This window comes from Citrobacter sp. Colony219, assembly GCF_019382635.1.
GTDB classification, from domain to species: domain Bacteria; phylum Pseudomonadota; class Gammaproteobacteria; order Enterobacterales; family Enterobacteriaceae; genus Citrobacter; species Citrobacter youngae.
The window spans coordinates 4,551,416-4,577,360 of record NZ_CP080033.1; the positions used below are offsets into that span (position 1 = coordinate 4,551,416).

35 protein-coding genes are annotated in these 25,945 nt (G+C 51.7%); 8 read left to right on the forward strand and 27 right to left on the reverse strand.

What is annotated here, in order from left to right; genetic code table 11:
- Window positions 1-145: 145 nt before the first annotated feature.
- Genes rpsQ through rpsJ form a run of 11 tightly spaced genes read right to left on the reverse strand, consistent with a single transcriptional unit; the run spans window position 146 to window position 5,102 of the window.
- Complete coding sequence (gene rpsQ, locus JTI85_RS20215) at window positions 146-400, reverse strand: 30S ribosomal protein S17 (protein WP_003031120.1); 255 nt, start codon at window positions 398-400, stop codon at window positions 146-148.
- Entirely contained in the window at window positions 400-591 is a 192-nt protein-coding gene (gene rpmC, locus JTI85_RS20220; protein ID WP_000644742.1) for a 50S ribosomal protein L29, read from the reverse strand. The genes rpsQ and rpmC overlap by 1 nt, the downstream gene beginning before the upstream one ends.
- Window positions 591-1,001 (reverse strand): 50S ribosomal protein L16, encoded by a 411-nt coding sequence (rplP, locus tag JTI85_RS20225; RefSeq protein ID WP_000941208.1) that lies wholly within the window; start codon window positions 999-1,001, stop codon window positions 591-593. The genes rpmC and rplP overlap by 1 nt, the downstream gene beginning before the upstream one ends.
- 12 nt (window positions 1,002-1,013) lie before the next feature.
- On the reverse strand, window positions 1,014-1,715 hold the full coding sequence (rpsC, locus tag JTI85_RS20230; RefSeq protein WP_000529945.1) for a 30S ribosomal protein S3: 702 nt from the start codon (window positions 1,713-1,715) through the stop codon (window positions 1,014-1,016).
- A gap of 17 nt (window positions 1,716-1,732) precedes the next feature.
- Window positions 1,733-2,065 (reverse strand): 50S ribosomal protein L22, encoded by a 333-nt coding sequence (gene rplV, locus JTI85_RS20235; protein ID WP_000448832.1) that lies wholly within the window; start codon window positions 2,063-2,065, stop codon window positions 1,733-1,735.
- Window positions 2,066-2,079: 14 nt separating this feature from the next.
- Window positions 2,080-2,358, reverse strand: a complete 279-nt coding sequence (rpsS, locus tag JTI85_RS20240) for a 30S ribosomal protein S19 (RefSeq protein ID WP_001138115.1) — start codon at window positions 2,356-2,358, stop codon at window positions 2,080-2,082.
- A gap of 16 nt (window positions 2,359-2,374) precedes the next feature.
- A complete protein-coding gene (gene rplB, locus JTI85_RS20245) occupies window positions 2,375-3,196 on the reverse strand; it encodes a 50S ribosomal protein L2 (RefSeq protein WP_000301869.1) in 822 nt (273 codons plus the stop codon).
- 17 nt (window positions 3,197-3,213) lie between these two features.
- The gene (gene rplW / locus JTI85_RS20250) at window positions 3,214-3,516 is read right to left on the reverse strand and encodes a 50S ribosomal protein L23 (RefSeq protein ID WP_000617546.1); all 303 of its coding nucleotides are present in this window, start codon (window positions 3,514-3,516) and stop codon (window positions 3,214-3,216) included.
- Window positions 3,513-4,118 carry a 50S ribosomal protein L4 gene (gene rplD, locus JTI85_RS20255; protein WP_003031119.1) on the reverse strand — a complete coding sequence of 202 codons (606 nt, stop codon included), beginning with the start codon at window positions 4,116-4,118 and terminating at the stop codon, window positions 3,513-3,515. Before rplD ends, rplW begins: the two co-directional genes overlap by 4 nt.
- A 10-nt stretch (window positions 4,119-4,128) precedes the next feature.
- Window positions 4,129-4,758: a 50S ribosomal protein L3 gene (gene rplC / locus JTI85_RS20260; RefSeq protein WP_003031117.1), complete on the reverse strand. Its 630-nt coding sequence runs from the start codon at window positions 4,756-4,758 to the stop codon at window positions 4,129-4,131.
- A 32-nt stretch (window positions 4,759-4,790) separates the two neighbouring features.
- Window positions 4,791-5,102: a 30S ribosomal protein S10 gene (gene rpsJ / locus JTI85_RS20265; RefSeq protein ID WP_001181005.1), complete on the reverse strand. Its 312-nt coding sequence runs from the start codon at window positions 5,100-5,102 to the stop codon at window positions 4,791-4,793.
- A 380-nt stretch (window positions 5,103-5,482) separates the two neighbouring features.
- Here rpsJ and JTI85_RS20270 point away from each other — a divergent pair, with 380 nt between their 5' ends.
- Window positions 5,483-5,950 (forward strand): A24 family peptidase, encoded by a 468-nt coding sequence (locus JTI85_RS20270; protein ID WP_048213524.1) that lies wholly within the window; start codon window positions 5,483-5,485, stop codon window positions 5,948-5,950.
- Here JTI85_RS20270 and bfr read toward each other — a convergent pair.
- From bfr to fkpA, 11 genes are all read right to left on the reverse strand, one after another.
- Complete coding sequence (gene bfr / locus JTI85_RS20275; RefSeq protein ID WP_040232010.1) at window positions 5,947-6,423, reverse strand: bacterioferritin; 477 nt, start codon at window positions 6,421-6,423, stop codon at window positions 5,947-5,949. The genes JTI85_RS20270 and bfr overlap by 4 nt on opposite strands.
- 71 nt (window positions 6,424-6,494) lie before the next feature.
- Window positions 6,495-6,689 carry a bacterioferritin-associated ferredoxin gene (gene bfd, locus JTI85_RS20280; RefSeq protein WP_003031111.1) on the reverse strand — a complete coding sequence of 65 codons (195 nt, stop codon included), beginning with the start codon at window positions 6,687-6,689 and terminating at the stop codon, window positions 6,495-6,497.
- A 185-nt stretch (window positions 6,690-6,874) separates the two neighbouring features.
- On the reverse strand, window positions 6,875-8,059 hold the full coding sequence (tuf, locus tag JTI85_RS20285; protein ID WP_003031109.1) for an elongation factor Tu: 1,185 nt from the start codon (window positions 8,057-8,059) through the stop codon (window positions 6,875-6,877).
- 69 nt (window positions 8,060-8,128) lie between these two features.
- Complete coding sequence (gene fusA, locus JTI85_RS20290) at window positions 8,129-10,243, reverse strand: elongation factor G (RefSeq protein WP_003023659.1); 2,115 nt, start codon at window positions 10,241-10,243, stop codon at window positions 8,129-8,131.
- A 96-nt stretch (window positions 10,244-10,339) separates the two neighbouring features.
- Window positions 10,340-10,810: a 30S ribosomal protein S7 gene (rpsG, locus tag JTI85_RS20295; RefSeq protein ID WP_003023657.1), complete on the reverse strand. Its 471-nt coding sequence runs from the start codon at window positions 10,808-10,810 to the stop codon at window positions 10,340-10,342.
- Window positions 10,811-10,905: 95 nt separating this feature from the next.
- Window positions 10,906-11,280: a 30S ribosomal protein S12 gene (gene rpsL / locus JTI85_RS20300; protein ID WP_003023654.1), complete on the reverse strand. Its 375-nt coding sequence runs from the start codon at window positions 11,278-11,280 to the stop codon at window positions 10,906-10,908.
- Window positions 11,281-11,405: 125 nt separating this feature from the next.
- Complete coding sequence (gene tusB / locus JTI85_RS20305; protein WP_008786292.1) at window positions 11,406-11,693, reverse strand: sulfurtransferase complex subunit TusB; 288 nt, start codon at window positions 11,691-11,693, stop codon at window positions 11,406-11,408.
- A 7-nt stretch (window positions 11,694-11,700) separates the two neighbouring features.
- Window positions 11,701-12,060, reverse strand: coding sequence for a sulfurtransferase complex subunit TusC (gene tusC, locus JTI85_RS20310; RefSeq protein WP_048213526.1), 360 nt, complete (start codon window positions 12,058-12,060; stop codon window positions 11,701-11,703).
- Window positions 12,060-12,446, reverse strand: coding sequence for a sulfurtransferase complex subunit TusD (gene tusD / locus JTI85_RS20315; protein WP_005121677.1), 387 nt, complete (start codon window positions 12,444-12,446; stop codon window positions 12,060-12,062). Before tusD ends, tusC begins: the two co-directional genes overlap by 1 nt.
- Window positions 12,446-13,168, reverse strand: a complete 723-nt coding sequence (locus tag JTI85_RS20320) for a transcriptional regulator (protein WP_003023643.1) — start codon at window positions 13,166-13,168, stop codon at window positions 12,446-12,448. Before JTI85_RS20320 ends, tusD begins: the two co-directional genes overlap by 1 nt.
- Before the next feature lie 167 nt (window positions 13,169-13,335).
- Entirely contained in the window at window positions 13,336-14,154 is an 819-nt protein-coding gene (gene fkpA, locus JTI85_RS20325; protein ID WP_048213527.1) for an FKBP-type peptidyl-prolyl cis-trans isomerase, read from the reverse strand.
- A 232-nt stretch (window positions 14,155-14,386) separates the two neighbouring features.
- On the opposite strand from fkpA, the gene JTI85_RS20330 reads away from it, so the two are divergent.
- Window positions 14,387-14,605 carry a protein SlyX gene (locus JTI85_RS20330; RefSeq protein ID WP_003023639.1) on the forward strand — a complete coding sequence of 73 codons (219 nt, stop codon included), beginning with the start codon at window positions 14,387-14,389 and terminating at the stop codon, window positions 14,603-14,605.
- A 198-nt stretch (window positions 14,606-14,803) separates the two neighbouring features.
- Here JTI85_RS20330 and slyD read toward each other — a convergent pair whose 3' ends face one another.
- The 4 genes from slyD to kefG form a co-directional block, all read right to left on the reverse strand.
- Window positions 14,804-15,409 carry a peptidylprolyl isomerase gene (gene slyD / locus JTI85_RS20335; protein WP_003023634.1) on the reverse strand — a complete coding sequence of 202 codons (606 nt, stop codon included), beginning with the start codon at window positions 15,407-15,409 and terminating at the stop codon, window positions 14,804-14,806.
- Window positions 15,410-15,503: 94 nt separating this feature from the next.
- Window positions 15,504-15,704: a YheV family putative zinc ribbon protein gene (locus JTI85_RS20340; protein WP_048213528.1), complete on the reverse strand. Its 201-nt coding sequence runs from the start codon at window positions 15,702-15,704 to the stop codon at window positions 15,504-15,506.
- A gap of 9 nt (window positions 15,705-15,713) precedes the next feature.
- Entirely contained in the window at window positions 15,714-17,519 is a 1,806-nt protein-coding gene (gene kefB / locus JTI85_RS20345; RefSeq protein ID WP_048213529.1) for a glutathione-regulated potassium-efflux system protein KefB, read from the reverse strand.
- Entirely contained in the window at window positions 17,519-18,070 is a 552-nt protein-coding gene (gene kefG / locus JTI85_RS20350; protein ID WP_048213530.1) for a glutathione-regulated potassium-efflux system ancillary protein KefG, read from the reverse strand. Before kefG ends, kefB begins: the two co-directional genes overlap by 1 nt.
- Window positions 18,071-18,202: 132 nt before the next feature.
- Here kefG and JTI85_RS20355 point away from each other — a divergent pair, with 132 nt between their 5' ends.
- From JTI85_RS20355 to JTI85_RS20370, 4 genes are all read left to right on the forward strand, one after another.
- A complete protein-coding gene (locus tag JTI85_RS20355) occupies window positions 18,203-20,104 on the forward strand; it encodes an ABC transporter ATP-binding protein (protein WP_048213531.1) in 1,902 nt (633 codons plus the stop codon).
- An 81-nt stretch (window positions 20,105-20,185) separates the two neighbouring features.
- Window positions 20,186-21,208: a hydrolase gene (locus tag JTI85_RS20360; RefSeq protein ID WP_219351945.1), complete on the forward strand. Its 1,023-nt coding sequence runs from the start codon at window positions 20,186-20,188 to the stop codon at window positions 21,206-21,208.
- Window positions 21,205-21,423 carry a YheU family protein gene (locus JTI85_RS20365; RefSeq protein WP_003023615.1) on the forward strand — a complete coding sequence of 73 codons (219 nt, stop codon included), beginning with the start codon at window positions 21,205-21,207 and terminating at the stop codon, window positions 21,421-21,423. Before JTI85_RS20360 ends, JTI85_RS20365 begins: the two co-directional genes overlap by 4 nt.
- A gap of 53 nt (window positions 21,424-21,476) precedes the next feature.
- Window positions 21,477-22,346 carry a phosphoribulokinase gene (locus JTI85_RS20370; protein WP_048213534.1) on the forward strand — a complete coding sequence of 290 codons (870 nt, stop codon included), beginning with the start codon at window positions 21,477-21,479 and terminating at the stop codon, window positions 22,344-22,346.
- A gap of 98 nt (window positions 22,347-22,444) precedes the next feature.
- On the opposite strand, the gene JTI85_RS20375 is transcribed toward JTI85_RS20370, so the two are convergent.
- Entirely contained in the window at window positions 22,445-22,849 is a 405-nt protein-coding gene (locus JTI85_RS20375) for an OsmC family protein (RefSeq protein ID WP_043018552.1), read from the reverse strand.
- A gap of 306 nt (window positions 22,850-23,155) precedes the next feature.
- Between JTI85_RS20375 and crp the strand changes: the two genes are divergently transcribed.
- Both crp and JTI85_RS20385 read left to right on the forward strand, forming a co-directional pair.
- A complete protein-coding gene (gene crp, locus JTI85_RS20380; RefSeq protein ID WP_000242758.1) occupies window positions 23,156-23,788 on the forward strand; it encodes a cAMP-activated global transcriptional regulator CRP in 633 nt (210 codons plus the stop codon).
- A gap of 51 nt (window positions 23,789-23,839) precedes the next feature.
- Entirely contained in the window at window positions 23,840-25,927 is a 2,088-nt protein-coding gene (locus tag JTI85_RS20385; protein WP_101743238.1) for a YccS/YhfK family putative transporter, read from the forward strand.
- Window positions 25,928-25,945 lie beyond the last annotated feature (18 nt).

Sequence of the window (25,945 nt, forward strand, 5' to 3'; positions counted from 1 at the left end):
TCAACTACTACTGAGACCCGAAAATCAGGTCGTTAAAAAAGCCCCATATCGGGGGCGCGGCATTATAACACCGCTTCAACGATATGGGTAGAAAAAATAAACGGCTCATCGCTGAGCCGTTTATTCGTTGAGAATGCCTACTGTATTACAGAACGGCTTTCTCTACAACGCGAACCAGCGTCCAGGATTTGGTCTTGGACAGCGGACGGCATTCGCGGATTTCAACCACGTCACCAGTACCGCATTCGTTGTTCTCGTCATGTACGTGCAGTTTGGTCGTACGCTTAATGAATTTACCGTAGATCGGGTGTTTCACAAAACGTTCGATAGCAACAACGATGGATTTCTCCATTTTATCGCTAACAACGCGACCTTGCAGAGTACGGATTTTATCGGTCATTACGCACCCGCCTTCTCAGTCAGTAAAGTCTTAACGCGTGCGACATCACGACGCACTTGCTTCAACAGGTGAGACTGTTGCAGCTGGCCACTTGCAGCCTGCATACGCAGGTTGAACTGCTCACGCAGCAGATTCAGCAGCTCGGTGTTCAGCTCTTCAACACTCTTCTCACGCAGCTCTTTTGCTTTCATTACATCACCGTCTTAGTTACAAAGGTGGTTTTAATCGGCAGTTTCGCTGCTGCCAGCTTGAATGCTTCACGGGCCAGCTCTTCCGGTACGCCGTCCATTTCATACAGGACTTTACCCGGCTGAATCAAGGCAACCCAATACTCTACGTTACCTTTACCTTTACCCATACGCACTGCCAGCGGCTTTTCAGTGATCGGTTTGTCCGGGAATACACGGATCCAGATCTTACCTTGACGCTTAACTGCACGGGTCATAGCACGACGTGCTGCTTCGATCTGACGGGCAGTCAGACGACCACGGCCAACAGCTTTCAGACCGAAGCTGCCGAAGCTAACATCCGCGCCAGCAGCCAGACCGCGGTTACGGCCTTTGTGCATTTTACGGAATTTTGTACGCTTTGGTTGTAACATCAGCGACGCTCCTTATTTACGGCCTTTACGCTGCTGCTTTTTAGGTTGCGCAGCCGGTTTTTCCGGTTGTTCAACAGCAGCCATACCACCCAGGATCTCGCCTTTGAAGATCCACACTTTAACGCCGATTACACCGTAAGTGGTGTGCGCTTCAGAGGTGTTGTAGTCGATGTCAGCACGCAGAGTGTGCAGAGGTACGCGACCTTCGCGGTACCATTCGGTACGTGCGATTTCCGCGCCGCCCAGACGGCCGCTAACTTCAACTTTGATACCTTTAGCGCCCAGACGCATTGCGTTCTGTACAGCACGCTTCATAGCACGACGGAACATAACGCGACGTTCCAGCTGAGAAGTGATGCTGTCAGCAACCAATTTTGCGTCCAGTTCAGGCTTACGCACTTCGGCGATATTGATCTGAGCAGGAACGCCAGCAATATCCGCTACGACTTTGCGCAGTTTTTCTACGTCTTCGCCTTTCTTACCGATAACGATACCCGGGCGAGCAGTGTGAATGGTCACACGGATGCTCTTAGCCGGACGCTCGATAACGATACGAGATACAGACGCCTTCGCCAGTTCCTTAGTCAGGTACTGACGTACTTTAAAATCGCTGTCCAGGTTGTCAGCGAATTCTTTGGTGTTCGCAAACCAGGTTGAGTTCCATGGTTTTACAATACCCAGGCGAATACCATTAGGATGTACTTTCTGACCCATTGCTAGTCTCCAGAGTCTCAGCGATCGGACACAACCACAGTAATGTGGCTGGTGCGCTTCAGGATGCGATCTGCACGACCTTTTGCACGCGGCATAATGCGCTTCATGCTCGGGCCTTCGTCTACGAAAATTTTCGTAACTTTCAGATCGTCAATGTCAGCGCCATCGTTGTGTTCAGCGTTAGCAATGGCAGATTCCAGGACTTTCTTAACCAGTACAGCCGCTTTCTTATTGGTGTAGGTCAGAATATCAAGGGCCTGCGACACTTTCTTACCGCGAATCAGGTCTGCAACAAGGCGAACCTTCTGAGCAGAAGAACGAGCATGGCGATGTTGAGCTAAAGTTTCCATCTCTTCCTCCTACCTTATTTCTTCTTCGCTTTTTTATCAGCAGCGTGGCCGCGATAAGTACGAGTCGGTGCGAATTCACCCAGTTTGTGACCGACCATTTCGTCGGAAACAAATACCGGAACGTGCTGACGACCATTATGGACAGCGATGGTCAAACCGATCATGTTAGGAAAGATCGTTGAACGACGGGACCAAGTGCGCAGGGGCTTCTTGTCTCCGCTTTCCACCGCTTTCTCTACCTTCTTCAGCAAGTGCAGGTCAATAAAAGGACCTTTCTTGAGAGAACGTGGCATGGCTTATCCTCTAAAATTATTTGCTACGGCGACGTACGATGAATTTATCAGTACGCTTGTTGCTGCGGGTCTTCTTACCTTTGGTCTGAACGCCCCACGGAGTTACCGGGTGCTTACCAAAGTTACGACCTTCACCACCACCATGTGGGTGGTCGACTGGGTTCATCGCAGTACCGCGAACGGTAGGACGAACACCACGCCAGCGTGCAGCACCTGCTTTACCCAGAACGCGCAGCATATGCTCAGCATTGCCAACTTCGCCCAGAGTTGCACGGCAGTCTGCTTCGACTTTACGCATTTCACCAGAACGCAGACGCAGGGTGACATAAGCACCATCACGAGCAACGATCTGAACGTAAGTACCAGCGGAACGTGCCAGCTGACCGCCTTTACCTGGTTTCATTTCTACGTTATGAACGGTAGAACCAACCGGGATATTGCGCATCGGCAGGGTGTTACCTGCTTTGATTGCAGCATCAACGCCAGACTGAATCTGGTCGCCAGCTTTCAGGCCTTTAGGGGCCAGGATGTAACGGCGTTCACCGTCTTTGTACAGAACCAGCGCGATGTTCGCGGAGCGGTTCGGATCGTACTCAAGACGTTCAACAACTGCCGGGATACCGTCTTTGTTGCGTTTGAAGTCAACAATACGATAAGCCTGCTTGTGACCACCACCGATGTGACGAGTGGTGATGCGGCCATTGTTGTTACGACCACCGGATTTGCTGTTTTTTTCAACCAGCGGAGCAAAAGGTTTGCCCTTGTGCAGCTCTGGGTTGACCACTTTAACAACGTGGCGACGACCCGGAGATGTCGGTTTACATTTAACAACTGCCATTGTATTACTCCTCCGACTTACTCAGCGCCGCCGACGAAGTCCAGATTCTGGCCTTCCTTCAGGGTGACGTAAGCTTTTTTCCAGTCGCTACGACGACCGATACGCTGTCCGTGACGTTTAACTTTCCCTTTAACTACCAGGGTGTTAACGACTTCGACTTCGACTTCAAACAGTTTCTGCACAGCAGCTTTGATTTCTGCTTTGGTCGCGTCTTTAGCAACTTTGAGAACGATGGTGTTAGTTTTTTCCATCGCAGTAGACGCTTTTTCAGAAACGTGCGGTGCGCGCAGCACTTTCAGCAGACGTTCTTCACGAATCATGCCAGCATCTCCTCAACTTGCTTAACAGCATCAGCAGTCATTACGACTTTGTCGAAGGCGATCAGGCTAACCGGGTCGATACCAGTTGCATCGCGTACGTCAACCTTGTGCAGGTTGCGCGCAGCCAGGAACAGGTTTTCGTCCAGCTCACCGGTGATGATCAGCACATCTTCCAGAGCCATGTCTTTCAGTTTCTGTGCCAGCAGCTTAGTTTTAGGCGCTTCTACAGAGAATGATTCGACAACGATCAGACGATCCTGACGTACCAGTTCGGACAGAATGCTTTTCAGCGCGCCGCGGTACATCTTTTTGTTAACTTTTTGACTGTGGTCCTGTGGACGAGCAGCGAAGGTCACGCCACCTGAACGCCAGATCGGGCTCTTGATAGAACCTGAACGCGCACGGCCGGTACCTTTCTGGCGCCACGGCTTTTTGCCTGAACCAGTTACTTCAGCACGAGTCTTCTGAGCACGAGTACCCTGACGAGCACCAGCTGCATAAGCAACAACAACCTGGTGAACCAGCGCTTCGTTGAAATCACGACCGAAGGTAGTTTCGGAAACAGTCAGCGCGCTCTGCGCGTCTTTCAATACTAATTCCATTGCTATCCCCTTACGCCTTCACAGCTGGTTTAACGATCAGGTCGCAACCGGTCGCACCCGGAACACCACCTTTAACCAGCAGCAGGTTGCGCTCAGCGTCAACACGTACTACGTCCAGGCTCTGAACGGTTACACGTTCGTTGCCCAGCTGACCTGCCATTTTCTTGCCTTTGAACACTTTGCCCGGAGTCTGGTTCTGACCGATAGAACCCGGAACGCGGTGAGACAAGGAGTTACCGTGAGTAGCGTCCTGGGTACGGAAGTTCCAGCGCTTAACGGTACCAGCGAAACCTTTACCTTTAGAGGTACCGGTTACGTCAACTTTTTTAACGTCAGCAAACAGTTCAACGCTAATGTTCTGACCAACGGTGTATTCTTCACCATCTGCCAGACGGAACTCCCACAGGCCGCGGCCAGCTTCTACGCCAGCTTTAGCAAAGTGGCCAGCTTCCGGCTTAGTTACGCGGTTAGCTTTTTTAGCACCGGTGGTAACCTGAACAGCGCGATAGCCATCGTTAGCCAGATCTTTAACCTGAGTAACGCGGTTTGCTTCAACTTCGATAACGGTTACTGGGATAGATACGCCATCTTCAGTGAAGATGCGGGTCATACCCACTTTTTTACCGACTAAACCAATCATTGTATCAACCTCTCAATCGCTCGATGACCTGATTAACCCAGGCTGATCTGCACGTCTACACCGGCAGCCAGGTCCAGACGCATCAGAGCATCAACGGTTTTTTCAGTTGGCTCAACGATGTCAACCAGACGCTTGTGAGTACGGATCTCGTACTGATCACGCGCGTCTTTGTTGACGTGCGGGGAGATCAGAACGGTGAAACGCTCTTTGCGGGTCGGCAGCGGGATCGGACCACGAACCTGCGCACCAGTGCGCTTGGCAGTCTCGACGATTTCCGCGGTTGATTGATCGATCAGACGATGATCAAACGCTTTCAAACGGATACGGATTCTTTGGTTCTGCATGAGACCAGAGCTCCAATTATTTTATAGACGAAATAGTTACTCCTCAAACCCATTACGATTGATGGGAGAGTGTAACCGTTCTTACAGAGTTCCCCGATTGGGAACATTGTCTGGTATTGCTTTCGCAGTACCGGTGGCTCATATCGAACCGCTGTCAATATTAGACAAGCCCGCGCATTATACGTAAATCTCAGTCTTAAGCAAGTGCCGCGTAGAAATTAATCACTCTTACGCAGATGCGAGTGCTATTCCACTCTGATTGTATACGCTTTTACGCGACGCAAATTCCCTGGAAAGACGCCAGCAAAATGGATATTCGGGCGTTGTGCAGTTAGCGCTACTTGCCTGATAGTTAGCTCTTTCTCGCACCGGATTGAGACATGAATACTGAACTTCCCTTTTTGCTGATTTATATCTCTCTATCCGGACTGCTTGGGGTTCAGGATTTGCGTACTGGCCTATTGCCCGACAAATTTACCTGCCCTCTTCTCTGGAGTGGTCTTCTTTTTCATCAATGTTGCAACCCCACACAGTTGTCCGATGCACTTTGGGGAGCCATTGCAGGGTATGGTGTATTTTCTCTGTTCTATTGGGGATACCGCCTGGCATGGCATCAAGAAGGATTAGGCTATGGAGACGTAAAATTTCTCGCCGCACTTGGCGCGTGGCATCGATGGGACTCATTACCTCTGTTGATCTTACTTGCCGCCGGGCTGGCTTGCTGCATGACAGGTGTAGCATTTATAACGCATGGAAAAAAGAAACTAAAAAACCCGCTGCCTTTTGGGCCATATCTGGCGGCTGCGGGTTTTGTTGTTGGCTGGCTAAATCTGATACAGGGCGGTTAGTCGCTGACCTTAATTTGCGATTGCAGATAGTTTTGCAATCCAAGTTTTCCAATCAGATCCAACTCCGTTTCGAGCCAATCGATATGCCCTTCTTCTTCGGTCAGGATCTCAATCATCATGTCCCGACTAACATAGTCATGAACGCTATCGGCGTAAGCAATGGCTTCGCGTAAATCTTTCGCACCATCAAGCTCGAGTCGAAGATCGGATTGCAGCATCTCTTCAACATCTTCACCAATCCCCAACTTACCTAGATCTTGTAAGTTTGGGAGACCTTCTAAGAATAAAATACGCTCAATATATTTATCAGCGTGTTTCATCTCATCTATTGATTCATGGTACTCAACATCATTGAGGCGAGTCAGTCCCCAGTTTTTAAACATACGGGCATGGAGAAAATACTGGTTGATTGCGACAAGCTCATTTCCCAATAGTTTATTGAGATAATTTATGATTTTAACATCACCTTTCATTTTATAGTCCCTCCGCTTCCACTCTTAGAGCGTAGATGGGGCTACAGGGATGTCAAAAAAAAGAGTGTGACTTAGGCGATCTCTTTAAATTCTGGCATTTGAGTTAATTCATCCTGCATGACTTCACGCGCAGCACGAATGCACTTACCGCACTGATTTCCAACAGGAATAAACTTACGTAATTGCTGAAAGGACTGAGGATGAAACTGGCGAACAGCCTGACGAATTTTTTTATCACTTATCGCATTACACAAACAAACGTACATGATCGCTCCCGTTCAATTTCTGCGCAAAGTGTAAATGAGAATAGTTATGATTACAATAGCACAACGCTATTTACGCGGCGGGAGAATGAATAAAAAATGCGAATAAATATGACAGCTACTAAATTGCAGGCAGCAAAAAGGGCGCCTAAGCGCCCTTTTTAAGCTCAAAGCTAATTAATCAATAATTAGCTCATTACTTTAGCAACAACGCCCGCACCTACAGTACGGCCGCCTTCACGGATTGCGAAACGCAGACCGTCATCCATCGCGATCGGGTGGATCAGGGTAACAACCATTTTGATGTTGTCGCCCGGCATTACCATCTCTACGCCTTCCGGCAGTTCGATGGTACCCGTCACGTCAGTAGTACGGAAGTAGAACTGCGGACGGTAGCCTTTGAAGAACGGAGTATGACGGCCGCCTTCGTCTTTGGACAGAATGTACACTTCAGATTCGAACTTGGTGTGCGGCTTGATAGAGCCCGGCTTAGCCAGTACCTGACCACGTTCGATTTCTTCACGTTTGATACCACGCAGCAGAACACCAACGTTCTCACCAGCACGGCCTTCGTCCAGCAGTTTGCGGAACATTTCAACGCCGGTACAGGTAGACTTGGCAGTCTCTTTGATACCAACGATTTCAACTTCTTCACCAACTTTGATGATACCGCGTTCTACACGACCGGTAACAACGGTACCACGACCGGAGATGGAGAATACGTCTTCGATTGGCAGCAGGAACGGCTTATCGATAGCACGTTCTGGTTCCGGGATGTAAGAATCCAGGAAGCCAGCCAGTTCGATGATTTTCGCTTCCCACTCTGCTTCGCCTTCCAGCGCTTTCAGAGCAGAACCACGAACGATCGGAGTGTCGTCGCCCGGGAAATCGTACTGAGACAGAAGTTCACGAACTTCCATTTCTACCAGTTCCAGCAGCTCTTCGTCATCAACCATGTCGCATTTGTTCAGGAACACGATGATGTACGGAACGCCTACCTGACGACCCAGCAGGATGTGCTCACGAGTCTGCGGCATCGGGCCGTCAGTCGCAGCAACAACCAGGATCGCGCCGTCCATCTGCGCAGCACCGGTGATCATGTTTTTAACATAGTCGGCGTGGCCCGGGCAGTCTACGTGTGCGTAGTGGCGAGTCGGGGTGTCATATTCAACGTGAGAAGTGTTGATGGTGATACCACGAGCTTTTTCTTCCGGCGCGTTATCGATCTGGTCGAATGCACGAGCAGCACCGCCGTAGGTTTTAGCCAGTACGGTAGTGATTGCAGCGGTCAGGGTAGTTTTACCGTGGTCAACGTGGCCGATGGTGCCGACGTTAACGTGCGGTTTTGTACGTTCAAATTTTTCTTTAGACACGGCTATATTCCTTACTATAGTGCTCTCCCCTATGGAGAGAGCACGGGACTTAGGTTTTAATCCTGTGGATTATTTACCACGGGCTTCAATAACGGCCTGAGCAACGTTGTTCGGCGCATCGTCGTACTTCAGGAACTCCATGGAGTAAGAAGCACGGCCTTTGGTCAGAGAACGCAGCTGGGTTGCATATCCGAACATTTCAGACAGCGGAACTTCAGCATGGATAACAACGCCAGTGACGTTGGATTCCTGACCACGAAGCATACCACGACGGCGGCTCAAGTCACCGATTACGTCACCGGTGTTCTCTTCCGGAGTCTCTACTTCAACCTTCATGATAGGCTCAAGCAGAACTGGTTTCGCTTTCTTAAAGCCATCTTTGAAGGCGATAGAAGCGGCCAGTTTAAACGCCAGCTCAGAGGAGTCAACGTCATGGTAAGAACCGAAGTGCAGACGCACGCCCAGATCAACAACCGGGTAACCAGCCAGCGGGCCAGATTTCAGCTGTTCCTGGATGCCTTTATCAACGGCCGGGATGTATTCGCCAGGAATTACACCACCTTTGATGTCGTTGATGAACTCGTAGCCTTTCGGGTTTGAACCCGGCTCCAGCGGGTACATGTCGATAACAACATGACCGTACTGACCGCGACCACCAGACTGCTTAGCGTGTTTACCTTCAATATCGGTAACTTTCGCGCGAATCGCTTCACGGTAAGCAACCTGAGGTTTACCGACGTTCGCTTCAACGTTGAATTCACGCTTCATACGGTCAACGATGATGTCGAGGTGCAGCTCACCCATACCAGCGATAATGGTCTGGTTAGATTCTTCGTCAGTCCATACGCGGAATGACGGGTCTTCTTTAGCCAGACGGCCCAGAGCCAGACCCATTTTTTCCTGGTCAGCTTTGGTTTTCGGTTCTACCGCGATGGAAATTACCGGCTCAGGGAATTCCATACGTTCCAGAATGATCGGGTGATCCGGGTCACACAGAGTGTCACCAGTGGTCACGTCTTTCAGACCGATAGCAGCAGCGATATCGCCCGCGCGAACTTCTTTGATCTCTTCACGTTTGTTAGCGTGCATCTGTACGATACGGCCGAAACGTTCACGTGCAGTTTTCACGGAGTTCAGGATGGTGTCACCGGAGTTAACCACACCAGAGTACACGCGGAAGAAGGTCAGGTTACCCACGAACGGGTCGGTAGCGATTTTGAATGCCAGAGCAGCAAACGGCTCGTCATCGCTAGCATGACGCTCAGCAGGAGTATCTTTACCGTCGTCCAGAATACCGTTGATCGCAGGTACGTCGACTGGGGATGGCAGGTAATCAATTACCGCATCCAGCATCGCCTGAACACCTTTGTTCTTGAACGCAGAACCACAGGTTACCAGGATGATTTCGTTGTTCAGAACACGCTGACGCAGAGCTTTTTTGATCTCTTCTTCAGTCAGTTCTTCACCACCCAGGTATTTCTCCATCAGCTCTTCTGAAGCTTCCGCAGCGGACTCGATCAGGTTCTGGTGCCATTCTTCAGCCAGTTCCTGCATGTCAGCCGGGATATCTTCATAAGTGAAGGTTACGCCTGCATCTTCTTCGTTCCAGTTGATGGCTTTCATTTTCACCAGGTCAACAACACCGGTGAACGCTTCTTCAGCGCCAATTGCCAGCTGCAGCGGAACAGGGTTCGCGCCCAGACGGGTTTTGATCTGACCAACAACTTTCAGGAAGTTCGCACCCATACGGTCCATTTTGTTAACGAACGCAATGCGCGGAACTTTATATTTGTTTGCCTGACGCCATACGGTTTCAGACTGAGGCTGAACACCACCAACTGCGCAGTAAACCATTACTGCACCATCAAGCACACGCATGGAACGTTCTACTTCGATTGTGAAGTCAACGTGCCCCGGGGTGTCGATGATGTTTACGCGATGCGGTTCGTACTGCTTAGCCATACCAGACCAGAATGCAGTAGTCGCTGCGGAGGTGATAGTAATACCACGCTCCTGCTCCTGCTCCATCCAGTCCATGGTGGCTGCGCCGTCATGAACTTCACCGATTTTATGGTTTACACCGGTGTAGAACAGAATACGTTCGGTAGTAGTGGTTTTACCGGCGTCGATGTGCGCACTGATACCGATGTTACGGTAGCGCGCGATGGGTGTTGTACGAGCCATTTGATTCCTCGTTTATCTTTTAGGCGTTCAATTTAAGTAGCCCAAAGCGGGCTGCTTACTAGAAGCGCCCGCCTGGTGACTAAAACTCCGAAGGGATTACCAACGGTAGTGTGCGAACGCCTTGTTGGCTTCTGCCATACGGTGAACGTCTTCACGTTTCTTAACTGCAGTACCTTTGTTTTCTGCAGCATCAGAAAGTTCGTTCGCCAGGCGCAGAGCCATGGATTTATCACCGCGTTTACGAGCAGCTTCAACGATCCAACGCATTGCCAGAGCATTACGACGGACCGGACGGACTTCAACTGGTACCTGATAAGTAGAACCACCAACGCGGCGAGACTTAACTTCGACAGTCGGGCGCACGTTTTCGAGAGCTACTTCGAAAGCTTCCAGTTCGTTTTTACCAGAACGCTGAGCCAGGGTCTCCAGCGCGCTGTATACGATAGTTTCGGCAGTAGATTTTTTACCATCTACCATCAGGATATTTACAAATTTAGCCAGCAGTTCTGATCCGAACTTCGGATCCGGCAGAATTTTACGCTGACCAATGACGCGACGACGTGGCATGGAAATACTCCGTTGTTAATTCAGGATTGTCCAAAACTCTAAGAGTTTAGTTTGACATTAATATAAAACGTTTGGCCTTACTTAACGGAGAACCATTAAGCCTTAGGACGTTTCACGCCATACTTGGAGCGTGATTGCTTACGGTCTTTAACGCCGGAGCAGTCAAGCGCACCACGAACGGTGTGGTAACGAACACCCGGGAGGTCTTTTACACGACCGCCACGGATCAGGATCACGGAGTGCTCCTGCAGGTTGTGACCTTCACCACCGATGTAGGAAGTCACTTCAAAACCGTTAGTCAGACGAACACGGCAAACTTTACGCAGTGCGGAGTTCGGTTTTTTAGGAGTGGTAGTATATACACGAGTACATACGCCACGTTTCTGCGGGCATGCTTCCAGCGCAGGCACGTTGCTTTTTGCAACTTTGCGTGCACGTGGTTTGCGTACCAGCTGGTTAACTGTTGCCATTAAATAGCTCCTGGTTTTAGCTTTTGCTTCGTAAACACGTAATAAAACGACCTCATACAATATGAGGACGCAGAATTTTAGGTCGGTGTCGAAAAGGTGTCAAGAAATATACAACGATCCCACAATTACCAGGACATCTGGCTGGGATGCTTCACCGTAAGTCTGACGAAGTCAGTATAGCTAACCCTGACGACACTGTCTGAAATTTGACCGCTCAACCCACGAGCCTTAATGTCTTCTTCCAGTACATAGACCTTAATGGAGGCATTTTGCAGACTTTCAAGGAAACGGCTTCCTTCGATTGCTGCCGTCACGCCATCCTGGAGCAATAAAAGCTCATCGTCTTTATCTACCAGGCGAAGAAGAGAGGAGAAATCGGTAAGCCACGCGGAGCGATGTAGTGTGTGCAGCATGAGAGTCTCAAAACCTTAAAATGACGTCAAAGTTGCCTAACTCACGGCGTAAATCTTCCGGTTCAAGCGCCGTCGCATCAACCACAAAATTCGCTCCCTCTGCCAGGCCTCGCTCACGCAATGAGGCCGCACAAAGCCAGCATTGTTCTATATCGTACAATCCTAACAGTTTGAAAGTAGCAATATAGTCTCTCGCCAGAACGACATCCGGTTGTTGCCCCTGGAGGATCTGGAAGACACCATCACCGATAAAGAACACACCGAGATCTTCCGTTAATGCAGATGTCGCCAGTAAAGCATCCAGTCCTTCGCGGCCGGATGCGCTGCCGTGCGGCACAGTAGAAAAAACAAAGGCAACACGTTTCATTAAAACTGCACCACGCGATCGCACGTCAGGGATGCTTCAGCCAGCGATCCAAGACCGCTGAGAGTAAATCCTGATTGTAAATTAGCACCAGACAACCCTAGCCGTGTTGCTTCAGTCTCATCAACAACACCACGCCGCAAGGCTGCCGCAACACAGATATTCAGCGCCACACCATGCTGTTGGTGAAGCTTTTGCCAGGCTCGAACTAAATCAAATTCATCACTGGCGGGCGATGTCAGAACGTTCGCGTTATACACGCCCTCACGATAAAAGAAAACGCTACACAACTCGTGTCCTTCTTCGAGTAGCGCATGCGCAAATTGCAATGCGCTACTCGCTTGCTGTGTGCCGTAGGCGGGCCCGGTTACCATGATGGCAAAACGCATTACTTATCTTGCCCCTGGAAATCACCGCTTTTGAACTGGCGAATATAGAGGTAGACCGTGTGCTTAGAGATGTTCAAACGATCGGCGACCTGATTGATCGCATCTTTAATATCGAAGATCCCTTTCTCATACAGGTTCAGGACAATCTGACGATTCTTGGCATTGTTGGAGACATTACGATCGGCGTTCACTTCTTCAATGGTGAACTCCAGCGTCTGCGTCACCAGATCTTCGACTGAGGACGCGAAGTTCACGGCTGATCCCACTTCCGGGGTCTCCGGTGGGATAAAGGTATTCATTATCTGCGAGAAAGGAACATCAAGGTTCATGTTGATGCACAGCAGACCAATCACGCGATGCTCACGGTTGCGAATGGCAATCGTCACCGACTTCATCAAGACACCGCTTTTCGCGCGTGTGAAATAACACTTCGACACGCTGCTATCCGCACCCGTCATATCATGCAGCATACGCAACGCAAGGTCGGTAATCGGCGAGCCAATTTTACGGCCCGTGTGTTCACCGTTAGCGATGCGAATGGCCGAGCATTTCAAATCCTGCAAAGAGTGCAATACGATTTCACAATGGGAACCAATGAGCATCGCCAACCCGTCCACTACCGCTTCATAGGATTTAAGGATATCGAAGTCGGTTTGATCGAAAGGACGTTGATCCAGTAAATCTAGCTCACTGGTTTCGTTGGTTAAAAGCGACCTGGACATGAAAAAAAGCACTCCTTTTCAGGAGCCTGTCGTTATGTTGTCAGGGCAGGCTCATCACTATTATAGGGGCATCTAAAGTAATACAGCGCACAAGGCGCTTTCCAGTATTAATTATATCCTGTCGATAATAAAAAACCGCCGCCCTGTGGGCGGCGGTTTTTGTTCTCTTACTTTTTGCTGCTGTCTGCAGCTTTATCAGCCGGTGCAGCTTCTGGCTGCGCATCGGCTTTTGGTGCCGGTTTGATATCTAACAGCTCAACATCAAAGACCAGCGTGGAGTTTGCCGGGATGCCCGGAACGCCAGTTTTACCGTATGCCAGATCCGGTGGGATAACCAACTGGATTTTGCCGCCTTTCTTGATGTTTTTCAGGCCTTCAGTCCAGCCTGGAATAACACCGTCAAGACGGAAAGAGAGCGGCTCACCACGGGTGTAAGAGTTATCAAACTCTTTACCATCGATCAGCGTACCTTTGTAGTTTACGACTACAGTATCGCTGTCTTTCGGAGCGGCACCGGTACCTTCTTTCTCTACTTTGTAGACCAGGCCAGTGGCAGAGGTTTTAACGCCTTTCTCTTTAGCAAATTTCTCGCGGTATACTTTACCTTTGGCTTCGTTGTCAGCCGCGTCTTTTTCCATTTTTGCCTGAGCGGAGCTCTTCACGCGCGCTTCAAATGCCTGCAGAGTTTGTTCGATTTCCTGGTCAGACAGTTTGCTCTTATCTGCAAACGCATCCTGAACACCCGCGATCAACTGATCTTTATCCAGTTTGATGCCCAGTTTTTCCTGTTCTTTCAGGGAGTTTTCCATATAACGACCCAGGGACGCGCCCAGCGCGTAAGCGGCTTTTTGGTCGTCATTTTTGAATGCTGCTTTGCTGTCAGCAGTAGCGGCTGGTTTCGCGGCATCAGCAGCGAAGGTGATCGGGGCATGCAGTGCAACGGCCATTGTGGTCGCCAGCAGCGTTACTTTAAACAGTGATTTCATCCATCTCTCCAGGGCCGGGGCATCTCACCCCAAGGTTAACTAACATAAAAATGTACTATAAAGCGTTGCAGAACAAATCAACATACAGGCACGCCCTATTATCACCACTTTTCAGACTCTTTTTGTTTAAATTAGTTTCGTGACCGAAGATTGTGTGCTGTGCAAACAGGCAAAGTTAAGTAGAATTCGCCGCAGTCCGCGATCTGCCGGAGAAAAACAGAAGAGGTGAATCATGCAGGATACAACGATGGAAACTCGCCTGGCTGAACTGGAGAGTCGCCTGGCGTTTCAGGAGATAACCATTGAGGAGCTGAACGTAACCGTGACCGCGCATGAACTGGAAATGGCCAAACTGCGCGACCATCTGCGTCTGCTGACAGAAAAGCTCAAAGCCACTCAGCCGTCTCATATCGCGTCACAGTCTGAAGAGACCCCTCCGCCACATTATTGAGACACAAAAAAAGCGGGATATTCCCGCTTTTTTTGTGTCCGAAAGCGCTAACACTTATCGGATCTACTCACATATACCCAAAGGATTTCAAATCACAGCAAGGCGGCAAGCTTGAGGAAGTCCTGGGAGCATAGATAACTATGTGACCAGGATTCGAAAGCGCAGCCAACACCGCTGTGGGTTGAAAGACGAAGGGTATTAGTGGCAACCGCAGCCGCCGCCGTTACCTTTACCACCACCGCCGCAGCAGCCTTCGCCGCCGTGCTCGTGACCATGGTCGTGACCGTGACCACCGCAGCAACCGTCATGACCGTGGTCATGATCGTGGTCGTGGCCGTGCGCGCCGTGAACGTGGCCATGAGCCAGTTCTTCTTCGGTCGCTTCGCGGATCGCGACAACTTCGACGTTGAATTTCAGATTCTGGCCAGCCAGCATGTGGTTACCGTCAACCACAACGTGGTCGTCTTCCACTTCGGTAATTTCTACCGGTACCGGCCCCTGGTCAGTTTCAGCCAGGAAACGCATGCCAACCTGCAGTTCGTCAACGCCCATGAAGACGTCTTTAGGAACACGCTGCACCAGGTTTTCGTCGTACTGACCGTATGCGTCGTTTGCGCCAACAGCAACATCGAATTTGTCGCCAACTTCATGACCGTCCAGCGCTGTTTCCAGGCCAGAAATCAGGGAACCGTGACCATGCAGGTAGTCCAGCGGTGCACTCACCGGAGACTCATCAACCAACACACCGTCTTCTGTACGTACCTGATAGGCCAGGCTGACCACCAGGTCCTTTGCTACTTTCATGATATCTCCTGAGCATGGAAAGAATAGTGGCGCAGATTGTAGCGGAATTCTGCACCCGTGTACCCTCTAGCTTAAAAAAAGCTGCGGCATATCGCTAGTCCGGATGAAAAATCCCGATCACTTGCTCTTCTTTGCGAACGTGCTCGCGGGCCTGTTTATCGGCCTCGCGCATCTGATGACCGCACTTAACACACTCAACAATATCGATATTATTTTCACGCCACATCGCCAGCGAATCCTGCGCCTGGCAGGACGGACATTTTGCGCCTGCAATAAAACGTTTACGAATTGCCATGGTTATCCTCTACTCAAATTCATCCCAGCCATCCAGCTGGCGCCGTTCTTTCTGCATCTCCCGCTGGAAAATCTCCTCCAGCTCGCGTCGGGCCTCTCTGGCACGAGAGATTTGCACCGTATCGGTGTGCATTGGGATCAATTCCCGTAGCATGTGCATATCGAGTCGACGAAAATGCAACTGGGCACGCTGCGCCTGATGCGGATGCATCCCCAACGACACCAGCGCTTTGCGCCCCAGTTCCAGTGCGCTCGAGAAAGTTTCACGGGAAAACTGCGTGACACCTGCCTGTAATAACTCATGCGCCTCTACACGTCCGCGCGCTCGCGCAAGAATATGCAAATGCGGAAAATGTTGTTGGCACAATTCCACCAGCTTCATCGTGTCTTCAGGTTCATTGCAGGTGATCACAATAGACTGCGCCGCCTCTGCGCCAGCGGAACGTAAAAGCTCCACCTGTGTGGCATCGCCGTAATAGACTTTATAGCCATATTTACGCATCAGATTCACCGCACTAATATCCCGTTCCAGAACGGTAATACGCATCTTATTGGCCATTAACAGGCGACCGATGACCTGGCCAAAGCGCCCAAACCCCACCACAATCACCTGCGGCTTATCGTCTTCCACCCAGGGTTTTTCATCTTCTTCATCCGGGCCGTTAAACTGGCGGGAGAGCCATTTATCAATCAGCTTCATCAGCAGTGGCGTGGTCATCATCGACAGCGTGACGGTTACCAGCAAAAGTGCCATTTGATCGCCCTGAAACAGCCGCTGGGAAGATGCTGTTGAAAAAAGCACGAAGGCAAATTCTCCACCCTGGCTTAGCACCCCCGCAAATTGCATCCGCTCCGAGCTTCTCATGCCGTTCAGCCGCGCCAACACATAGAGCACCAGCGTCTTCACGATGACCAGTACTATCACGCTCGCCACTACCCACAAAATATGGGTATAAAGCACGCCAAGGTTAAGTGACATCCCCACAGAGATGAAAAATAACCCGAGCAAAAGCCCTTTAAAGGGATCAATCGCCGTTTCCAGTTCATGTCGGTATTCGCTTTCCGCCAGCAGCACGCCAGCGATAAACGTTCCCAGCGCCATCGACAGCCCCAGCGCATCCATAAATAAAGCAGAACCCAGCACCAACAGCAGCGTCGCAGCGGTGAACACTTCCCGCACGCCGGACCCCGCAATAAAGCGAAATACAGGACGCAGCAGATAGCGTCCGCCAATCAACATGCCAGCAAAAGCCAACACTTTCATGCCCACTTTGATCCAGTCAAAATGTTCATCGGCTGATCCTGCTAACAGCGGAACCAGCGCCAACGCCGGGATCACCGCCAGATCCTGGAACAACAGCACCGAAAAGCCCAGTTGTCCGGATTCGCTGCGGTTCATCCCTTTTTCCCGCATCAGCTGTAACGCCATTGCGGTCGATGACATCGCCAGACCAATGCCGCCAACCACTGCCGCCTGCCAGGAAAAGTCAGTGAGCATCAATAACCCTGCCAGGACAAGCGCGCTAAGTAACACCTGCGCGGCACCGACACCAAAAATTGAACGCCGCAATTGCCATAGTTTGGCCGGGTTAAGTTCCAGCCCGATGATGAACATCAGGAAGACCACGCCCAGCTCGGAGAAGTGCAGAATTTCATCCACATCGCTGATGAATCCAAGTCCCCATGGGCCAATAGCGATCCCCGCCAGCAAATAACCCAACACCGGTCCAATACCCAGCCGCGATGCCAACGGCACCGCAGCCACCGCCGCGAAAAGGAACAGCACTCCCGCAGTCAATAAATCAGAACCTTCCATCAGCGGCCTCCCACAGGGATCGGATTCGCCAGCCAGTCACCATACGCTTTCGCATGGCTGTCCAGCTCCTGCTTCGTTTGCCGTCTGGCCCAGTAAACGATGATGGGGCTCATCCAGTGCATCCGGCACATTCCTGCCGTCAGCTCGAAAGGGCGCAGCACATCACTCATCGGATAGCGGTTTAGCGCGTCATAGCGGTAGGCGCTTTCCGGTTCGCCGGTAGTGATCACACTCCGCCAGTACTTTCCCGCCAGTTGATTCCCTCCGGGGCCACTGGCAAACCCGCGGCTCAGTACGCGGTCAAGCCACTCCTTTAGCAGGGCCGGGCAGCTATAGGTATAGAGCGGATGTTGAAAAACAATCACATCATGCTCACGCAGCAGTTCCTGCTCGTGAGAAATATCGATAAAAAAATCGGGATAGTGCGCGTATAGGTCGTGCACGGTAACATTACTGAGCTGTATGGCCGGTTTAAGCAGAACCCGGTTCGCGACCGAGTCCTGAGATTCCGGATGGGCATACAGCAGCAACACTTTCGCTGGCTGGGACATCATCCCCCTCCCGGTTTTGTCTTTTGTCTATTTTCGGCGTTTTGGGCTACCATTGCGCCTCGGTGCGGCAAACGGCCCACACATTACATTATCATAATGATAAATTAACATAGTCTGAACATACGGCGCCTTATGATTGTTTTCTCATCGTTACAAATTCGTCGCGGCGTGCGCGTCTTGCTGGACAATGCCACGGCCACCATTAATCCCGGGCAGAAGGTTGGCCTGGTGGGTAAAAATGGCTGCGGTAAATCTACCCTGCTGGCATTGCTGAAAAATGAAATCAGCGCTGACGCCGGCGGATTTACGTTCCCGGGAAACTGGCAGCTCGCATGGGTGAATCAGGAAACGCCTGCGTTACCACAGCCTGCGCTGGAATACGTGATTGATGGCGACCGCGAATATCGCCAACTGGAAGCCCAGTTAAACGATGCCAATGAACGTAACGATGGACACGCCATTGCCACCGTCCATGGAAAACTGGATGCCATTGACGCCTGGACCGTACGTTCACGCGCAGCCAGTCTGCTGCATGGCCTCGGTTTCTCTAACGAGCAGCTCGAGCGCCCGGTCAGCGACTTCTCCGGTGGCTGGCGTATGCGTCTCAACCTGGCACAGGCGCTGATTTGCCGTTCAGACCTGCTGCTGCTCGATGAACCGACCAACCACCTCGATCTCGACGCGGTGATCTGGCTGGAAAGATGGCTGAAAAGCTATCAGGGCACGCTGATTTTGATCTCCCACGACCGCGACTTCCTCGATCCGGTGGTGGATAAAATTATCCATATCGAACAACAAACCATGTTCGAGTACACCGGCAACTACAGCGCGTTTGAAATCCAGCGTGCGACCCGCCTCGCGCAGCAACAGGCCATGTACGAAAGCCAGCAGGAGCGTGTGGCGCATCTGCAAAGCTATATCGATCGTTTCCGTGCTAAAGCCACCAAAGCAAAGCAGGCGCAGAGCCGTATCAAAATGCTGGAGCGTATGGAGCTTATCGCTCCAGCCCATGTCGATAACCCTTTCCATTTCAGCTTCCGTGAACCTGAAAGCCTGCCTAATCCGCTGCTGAAAATGGAAAAAGTGAGTGCTGGCTACGGTGATCGCACAATCCTCGACTCTATCAAACTGAATCTGGTGCCGGGTTCTCGCATCGGCCTGTTAGGCCGCAACGGTGCGGGTAAATCAACGCTGATTAAGCTGCTGGCCGGCGAACTGGCCCCCATCAGCGGCGAGATTGGCCTGGCGAAAGGCATCAAGCTGGGCTACTTCGCTCAGCACCAGCTGGAGTTTTTACGCGCCGATGAATCGCCTATCCAGCACCTGGCGCGCATGGCGCCGCAGGAGCTTGAGCAGAAACTGCGAGACTACCTCGGCGGATTCGGCTTCCAGGGCGATAAAGTCAGCGAAGAAACCCGTCGCTTCTCCGGTGGCGAAAAAGCGCGTCTGGTGCTGGCGTTGATCGTCTGGCAGCGCCCGAACCTACTGCTGCTCGATGAACCGACCAACCACCTGGATTTAGATATGCGTCAGGCGCTGACCGAAGCGCTGATCGATTTTGAAGGCGCGCTGGTCGTGGTTTCGCACGACCGTCACCTGATTCGCTCCACCACCGACGACCTCTATCTGGTACACGACAAGAAAGTCGAGCCGTTTGACGGCGATCTGGAGGATTATCAGCAGTGGCTGAGCGATGTGCAAAAACAGGAAAGCCAGGGCGACGAACCGGCGAAAGAGAGCGTTAACAGCGCCCAGGCGCGCAAAGACCAGAAGCGTCGCGAAGCGGAGCTGCGCACCCTGACGCAACCGCTGCGTAAAGAGATTACTCGTCTGGAAAAAGAGATGGAGAAACTGCACGCACAGCTGGCACAGGCAGAAGAGAAACTCGGCGACAGCGAACTGTACGACCAAAGCCGTAAAGCTGAGCTCACGGCATGTCTGCAACAACAGGCAAGCGCGAAGTCCGGGCTGGAAGAGTGTGAGATGGCCTGGCTGGATGCGCAGGAACAGCTTGAGCAGATGCTGGCCGAGTAAGCACAAAATCACATATTGGCTAACCCGCACGCGCTGCGCACGGTATAGTTATTCTTTCCGATTATTAATTGCTCTGGTGTTATGGTTGAAATCACGTCCACAGAAATGACCCCACCTACCGACGATTCGCGAGAATTCCGCCCGATGCGCGGTATCAGTAACCGTCATTTACAGACGATGCTGCCGCGTTTAATTCGCCGCAAGGTGAAGTTCGATGCCCACTGGCAGCGTCTGGAATTGCCTGATGGTGACTTTGTCGATCTGGCATGGAGCGAAGATCCGCAACAGGCGAAACACAAGCCGCGCCTGGTGGTTTTTCACGGTCTGGAAGGCAGCCTGAACAGCCCGTACGCCCACGGCCTGATTGAAGCAGCACAAAAGCGCGGCTGGCTGGGCGTGGTGATGCATTTTCGCGGCTGCAGCGGTGAACCCAATCGTCTGAACCGAATTTATCACTCCGGTGAAACAGAAGACGGCACCTGGTTTTTACACTGGCTGGAGCGTGAGTTAGGTCGTGTACCCACCGCTGCGGTTGGCTATTCGCTCGGTGGAAACATGCTGGCCTGCCTGCTGGCAAAAGAAGGGAACACGATCCCCATTGATGCCGCGGTTATCGTCTCCGCGCCTTTCGTGCTGGAAGCCTGTAGTTACCATATGGACAAAGGATTCTCCAAGGTCTATCAGCGCTACCTGCTTAACCTGTTGAAAGCCAATGCCTCGCGTAAGCTTGAGGCTTATCCTGGCTCGCTGCCTGTGAGTCTGGCCCAGTTGAAATCTCTGCGTCGCATTCGCGATTTTGACGATCTGATCACCGCCAAAATTCACGGTTTCGCCGATGCGATAGACTATTACCGTCAGTGTAGCGCCATGCCGCTGCTTAATCAGATAGCCAAACCCACGCTGATTATTCATGCCAAGGACGATCCGTTTATGGATAGTCATGTGATCCCTGAACCGGAAAATCTGCCCTCACAGGTGGAATATCAGCTCACCGAACACGGCGGCCATGTCGGATTCATTGGCGGTACGATACGCCATCCGGAGATGTGGCTGGAATCCAGAATCCCGGACTGGCTGACAACGTATCTGGAGGCGTCATCATGATCATCCCCTGGCAAGACATCTCCCCGGACGCGCTGGACAATCTGATTGAAAGCTTTGTCTTGCGCGAAGGCACCGATTATGGTGAACATGAACGCTCGCTCGAACAAAAAGTCGCCGACGTCAAACGCCAACTACAATCAGGTGAGGCCGTGCTGGTGTGGTCCGAACTGCATGAAACGGTCAACATTATGCCGAGGAAGCAGATTCACGAGTAACCCGTAGCCGCCGGCCGACTTTACTATAATTACAACCATTTCATGGAGTTGTTATGTCTGCCAAACATCCGGTGATTGCGGTAACAGGATCCAGCGGCGCGGGGACCACCACCACCAGCCTTGCGTTTCGTAAAATTTTCGCGCAGTTAAATCTGCGCGCCGCCGAGGTGGAAGGTGACAGTTTTCATCGCTATACCCGTCCGGAAATGGACATGGCGATTCGCAAAGCACGCGATGCCGGGCGGCATATCAGCTATTTCGGCCCCGAAGCTAACGACTTCGGTCTGCTGGAGCAAACCTTCATTGAATACGGCCAGACAGGCAAAGGTCAGTCGCGTAAATATCTGCACACCTACGATGAGGCCGTACCGTGGAATCAGGTTCCGGGGACATTTACGCCCTGGCAGCCGCTGCCTGAACCGACGGATGTCCTGTTCTATGAGGGACTGCACGGTGGCGTTGTCACCCCACAGCAAAACGTGGCCCGGCATGTCGATCTGCTGGTTGGCGTGGTGCCGATCGTAAACCTGGAGTGGATCCAGAAGCTGACCCGCGATACCAGCGAACGCGGGCATTCACGTGAAGCGGTAATGGACTCGGTGGTGCGCTCAATGGACGATTACATCAATTACATCACCCCACAGTTTTCCCGCACGCATATTAACTTCCAACGCGTACCGACCGTCGATACCTCTAATCCCTTTGCCGCCAGGAGCATTCCGTCACTGGATGAAAGCTTTGTCGTGATTCATTTTCGTAATCTGGAAGGCATCGATTATCCCTGGCTACTGGCCATGCTGCAGGGCTCATTCATTTCGCATATCAATACGTTGGTCGTGCCGGGCGGTAAGATGGGTCTGGCGATGGAATTGATTATGCTACCGCTGGTCCAGCGACTGATGGAAGGTAAAAAGATAGAGTGATATGTGGAAAGCGCCGGATGGCGCTTCGCTTATCCGGCCTACGACTCAACATCATCCTGTAGGCCGGATAAGGCAACGCCGCCATCCGGCATCAGCAATTACGCGGCAACGACTTCATAAGAATGGGTAATGTTCACCGCCTTTTCCAGCATCAGCGCTACGGAACAATACTTCTCCGCCGAGAGGTCAACTGCGCGAGACACAGACGCATCTTTCAGGTCGTTACCCGTTACAATGAAATGCAGGTTGATATGGGTGAACAGGCGCGGCGCTTCATCACGACGCTCGGAGGTCAGCTTCACTTCGCAGTTGGTCACATCCTGACGCCCCTTTTGCAGGATCGACACCACATCAATTGCGCTGCAACCGCCCGCAGCCATTAAGACCATTTCCATCGGGCTCGGCGCTTTATCACCAGAGTTACCGTCCATCAAAATTTGGTGGCCTGAGGCGGACTCACCGAGGAAGGTTAACCCCTCAACCCACTTTACACGCGCTTGCATATTTCGTAACTCCAATGTTTCAATTTTCCTGACAGATTACGCGTACATAACAATTCTCGCAATGGAAGGCGACCTGCGTCATGCTGAAGCGAGACACCAGGAGACACACGGCGAAAGCTATGCTAAAACAGTCAGGATGCTACAGTAATACATTGACGTACTGCATGTATGCAGAGGACATCACATTACAGGCCGTCGCACGTATTGACAGCCCCCTTCCCAGGTAGCGGGAAGCACATTTTTGCAAACCCAGAGACAGGTTGTTTTTTGGCTCTGGAGACAGCTTATAACAGAGGATAACCGCGCATGGTGCTTGGCAAACCGCAAACAGACCCGACTCTCGAATGGTTCTTGTCTCATTGCCATATTCATAAGTACCCATCGAAGAGCACGCTGATTCACCAGGGTGAAAAAGCGGAAACGTTGTATTACATCGTTAAAGGCTCAGTGGCAGTGCTGATCAAAGATGAAGAAGGGAAAGAAATGATCCTCTCTTATCTGAATCAGGGCGATTTTATTGGTGAATTAGGCCTCTTCGAAGAAGGCCAGGAACGTAGCGCCTGGGTACGTGCCAAAACCGCATGTGAAGTCGCTGAAATTTCCTACAAAAAATTTCGCCAATTAATCCAGGTCAACCCAGATATTCTGATGCGTCTGTCTTCTCAGATGGCTCGTCGTCTGCAGGTAACGTCTGAAAAAGTAGGCAACCTTGCCTTCCTCGACGTAACTGGTCGTATCGCCCAGACTCTGCTGAATCTGGCGAAACAGCCTGACGCAATGACTCACCCGGACGGCATGCAGATTAAAATTACCCGCCAGGAAATTGGCCAGATCGTTGGCTGTTCCCGTGAAACCGTTGGTCGTATCCTGAAAATGCTGGAAGATCAGAATCTGATCTCCGCGCATGGTAAGACCATCGTCGTCTACGGCACGCGTTAATCCCATCGACATGGCGTGTTACGTAGTAATGCGCCATTTTTGTTTGCTCCGATGTGGCGAAGACTGATTTATCACCCCGAGATCAACTACGCACTACGACAGACGCTGGTGCTATGTTTACCTGTGGCTGTCGGCCTTATCATTGGTCAGCTTCATCTGGGGCTCTTATTCTCCCTCGTCCCTGCCTGCTGCAATATTGCCGGTCTTGATACCCCGCATAAGCGCTTTTTCAAACGCTTAGTGATTGGCGCGTCTTTGTTTGCCGGATGCAGTCTGATCATGCAGTTACTGCTGGCAAAAGATATACCGCTGCCGCTGATCCTCACCGGCCTGACGCTGATTCTTGGTGTAACCGCAGAATTAGGCCCCCTGCATGCGCGACTACTACCTGCCTCGCTTATCGCGGCAATTTTCACACTCAGTCTGGCAGGTAACATGCCCGTCTGGGAGCCGCTGCTAATCTACGCGCTGGGCACATTGTGGTACGGCCTGTTCAACTGGTTCTGGTTCTGGATGTGGCGCGAGCAGCCGCTGCGTGAATCGCTCAGTTTGTTGTACCGCGAATTAGCCGATTACTGTGAGGCTAAGTACAGCATGCTGACCCAGCATGCCGATCCCGAAAAAGCGCTTCCTCCCCTGCTGGTGCGCCAGCAAAAAGCGGTGGATTTAATTACCCAGTGCTATCAGCAAATGCATATGCTGTCGGCGCATCGCAACAACGATTATAAGCGCCTGCTACGTGCCTTTCAGGAGGCGCTCGATTTACAGGAACATATTTCCGTTAGCCTCCACCAGCCGGAAGAGGTGCAAAAGCTGGTCGAACGTAGCCACGCCGAACAAGTGATTCGCTGGAATGCGCGCACCGTCGCCGAACGCCTTCGCGTACTGGCCGATGATATTTTGTATCACCGTTTGCCGACGCGTTTTTCAATGGATAAACAAATTGGCACGCTGGAGAAAATCGCCAACCAGCATCCGGACAATCCGGTGGGTCAATTTTGCTACTGGCACTTCAGCCGTATTGCCCGTGTGCTACGCACCCAGCGACCACTGTATGCCCGGGATTTAATGGCTGACAAGCAGCGTCGACTGCCGCTGATCCCTGCCCTGAAAAGCTATCTGTCGTTGAAATCCCCGGCGCTGCGCAATGCCGGACGCATCAGCGTCATGTTGAGCATTGCCAGCCTGATGGGCAGCGCCTTACACCTGCCAAAACCCTACTGGATTTTGATGACAATCCTGTTCGTCACGCAAAATGGCTATGGGGCGACCCGGGTACGTATTTTACACCGTTCAGTAGGGACGCTCGTCGGCCTGGTGATCGCCGGCGTCACACTGCACTTTCATATTCAGGAAGGTTACACGCTGGCAGGCATGCTGCTGATAACCCTGGTGAGTTATCTGACCATCCGCAAAAACTACGGCTGGGCTACCGTCGGCTTTACGGTCACCGCGGTATATACCCTGCAACTGCTGACGCTGAACGGGGAACAGTTTATCGTGCCGCGGTTTATCGATACGGTCACTGGCTGCCTGATCGCCTTTGGCGGAATGCTCTGGCTGTGGCCGCAGTGGCAGAGCGGTTTGCTGCGTAAAAACGCCCACGATGCGTTAGAAGCCGATCAGGAGGCTATTCGCCTGATCCTGAGCAACGATCCCCAGGCCACACCGCTGGCGTATCAACGCATGCGGGTCAACCAGGCGCATAACACGCTGTTCAACTCACTTAACCAGGCGATGCAGGAGCCTGGGTTCAACTCGCACTATCTGGCGGACATGAAACTGTGGGTTACGCATAGCCAGTTCATCGTCGAACACATCAACGCAATGACTACGCTGGCAAGGGAACATACGATGCTGACGCCGGATTTGGCGCAGCGGTATCTGGAATCCTGCGAAATTGCGATCCAGCGCTGCCAGCAGCGGCTGGAATATGACGGCCCCGGAAGCTCCGGCGATGTGAATATTCTCGAGGCGCCAGAGATGCTGTCCCATGGGCCTTTAAGCACCCTTGAGCAGCACCTACAGCGGATATTGGGGCATCTGAATACCATGCACACCATTTCGTCGGTAGCATGGCGTCAGCGACCGCACCATGGGATCTGGCTGAGCCGCCGACTGCGGGATATGAAGGGTTAAGAGAGTTGCCGGATGGCG

Coding starts and splice junctions, on each gene's coding strand:
- rpsQ (WP_003031120.1), bottom strand. CDS start 400: ATGACCGATAAAATCCGTACTCTGCAAGGTCGCGTTGTTAGCGATAAA.
- rpmC (WP_000644742.1), bottom strand. CDS start 591: ATGAAAGCAAAAGAGCTGCGTGAGAAGAGTGTTGAAGAGCTGAACACC.
- rplP (WP_000941208.1), bottom strand. CDS start 1,001: ATGTTACAACCAAAGCGTACAAAATTCCGTAAAATGCACAAAGGCCGT.
- rpsC (WP_000529945.1), bottom strand. CDS start 1,715: ATGGGTCAGAAAGTACATCCTAATGGTATTCGCCTGGGTATTGTAAAA.
- rplV (WP_000448832.1), bottom strand. CDS start 2,065: ATGGAAACTTTAGCTCAACATCGCCATGCTCGTTCTTCTGCTCAGAAG.
- rpsS (WP_001138115.1), bottom strand. CDS start 2,358: ATGCCACGTTCTCTCAAGAAAGGTCCTTTTATTGACCTGCACTTGCTG.
- rplB (WP_000301869.1), bottom strand. CDS start 3,196: ATGGCAGTTGTTAAATGTAAACCGACATCTCCGGGTCGTCGCCACGTT.
- rplW (WP_000617546.1), bottom strand. CDS start 3,516: ATGATTCGTGAAGAACGTCTGCTGAAAGTGCTGCGCGCACCGCACGTT.
- rplD (WP_003031119.1), bottom strand. CDS start 4,118: ATGGAATTAGTATTGAAAGACGCGCAGAGCGCGCTGACTGTTTCCGAA.
- rplC (WP_003031117.1), bottom strand. CDS start 4,758: ATGATTGGTTTAGTCGGTAAAAAAGTGGGTATGACCCGCATCTTCACT.
- rpsJ (WP_001181005.1), bottom strand. CDS start 5,102: ATGCAGAACCAAAGAATCCGTATCCGTTTGAAAGCGTTTGATCATCGT.
- JTI85_RS20270 (WP_048213524.1), top strand. CDS start 5,483: ATGAATACTGAACTTCCCTTTTTGCTGATTTATATCTCTCTATCCGGA.
- bfr (WP_040232010.1), bottom strand. CDS start 6,423: ATGAAAGGTGATGTTAAAATCATAAATTATCTCAATAAACTATTGGGA.
- bfd (WP_003031111.1), bottom strand. CDS start 6,689: ATGTACGTTTGTTTGTGTAATGCGATAAGTGATAAAAAAATTCGTCAG.
- fusA (WP_003023659.1), bottom strand. CDS start 10,243: ATGGCTCGTACAACACCCATCGCGCGCTACCGTAACATCGGTATCAGT.
- rpsG (WP_003023657.1), bottom strand. CDS start 10,810: ATGCCACGTCGTCGCGTCATTGGTCAGCGTAAAATTCTGCCGGATCCG.
- rpsL (WP_003023654.1), bottom strand. CDS start 11,280: ATGGCAACAGTTAACCAGCTGGTACGCAAACCACGTGCACGCAAAGTT.
- tusB (WP_008786292.1), bottom strand. CDS start 11,693: ATGCTGCACACACTACATCGCTCCGCGTGGCTTACCGATTTCTCCTCT.
- tusC (WP_048213526.1), bottom strand. CDS start 12,060: ATGAAACGTGTTGCCTTTGTTTTTTCTACTGTGCCGCACGGCAGCGCA.
- tusD (WP_005121677.1), bottom strand. CDS start 12,446: ATGCGTTTTGCCATCATGGTAACCGGGCCCGCCTACGGCACACAGCAA.
- JTI85_RS20320 (WP_003023643.1), bottom strand. CDS start 13,168: ATGTCCAGGTCGCTTTTAACCAACGAAACCAGTGAGCTAGATTTACTG.
- fkpA (WP_048213527.1), bottom strand. CDS start 14,154: ATGAAATCACTGTTTAAAGTAACGCTGCTGGCGACCACAATGGCCGTT.
- JTI85_RS20330 (WP_003023639.1), top strand. CDS start 14,387: ATGCAGGATACAACGATGGAAACTCGCCTGGCTGAACTGGAGAGTCGC.
- slyD (WP_003023634.1), bottom strand. CDS start 15,409: ATGAAAGTAGCAAAGGACCTGGTGGTCAGCCTGGCCTATCAGGTACGT.
- JTI85_RS20340 (WP_048213528.1), bottom strand. CDS start 15,704: ATGGCAATTCGTAAACGTTTTATTGCAGGCGCAAAATGTCCGTCCTGC.
- kefB (WP_048213529.1), bottom strand. CDS start 17,519: ATGGAAGGTTCTGATTTATTGACTGCGGGAGTGCTGTTCCTTTTCGCG.
- kefG (WP_048213530.1), bottom strand. CDS start 18,070: ATGTCCCAGCCAGCGAAAGTGTTGCTGCTGTATGCCCATCCGGAATCT.
- JTI85_RS20355 (WP_048213531.1), top strand. CDS start 18,203: ATGATTGTTTTCTCATCGTTACAAATTCGTCGCGGCGTGCGCGTCTTG.
- JTI85_RS20360 (WP_219351945.1), top strand. CDS start 20,186: ATGGTTGAAATCACGTCCACAGAAATGACCCCACCTACCGACGATTCG.
- JTI85_RS20365 (WP_003023615.1), top strand. CDS start 21,205: ATGATCATCCCCTGGCAAGACATCTCCCCGGACGCGCTGGACAATCTG.
- JTI85_RS20370 (WP_048213534.1), top strand. CDS start 21,477: ATGTCTGCCAAACATCCGGTGATTGCGGTAACAGGATCCAGCGGCGCG.
- JTI85_RS20375 (WP_043018552.1), bottom strand. CDS start 22,849: ATGCAAGCGCGTGTAAAGTGGGTTGAGGGGTTAACCTTCCTCGGTGAG.
- crp (WP_000242758.1), top strand. CDS start 23,156: ATGGTGCTTGGCAAACCGCAAACAGACCCGACTCTCGAATGGTTCTTG.
- JTI85_RS20385 (WP_101743238.1), top strand. CDS start 23,840: ATGTGGCGAAGACTGATTTATCACCCCGAGATCAACTACGCACTACGA.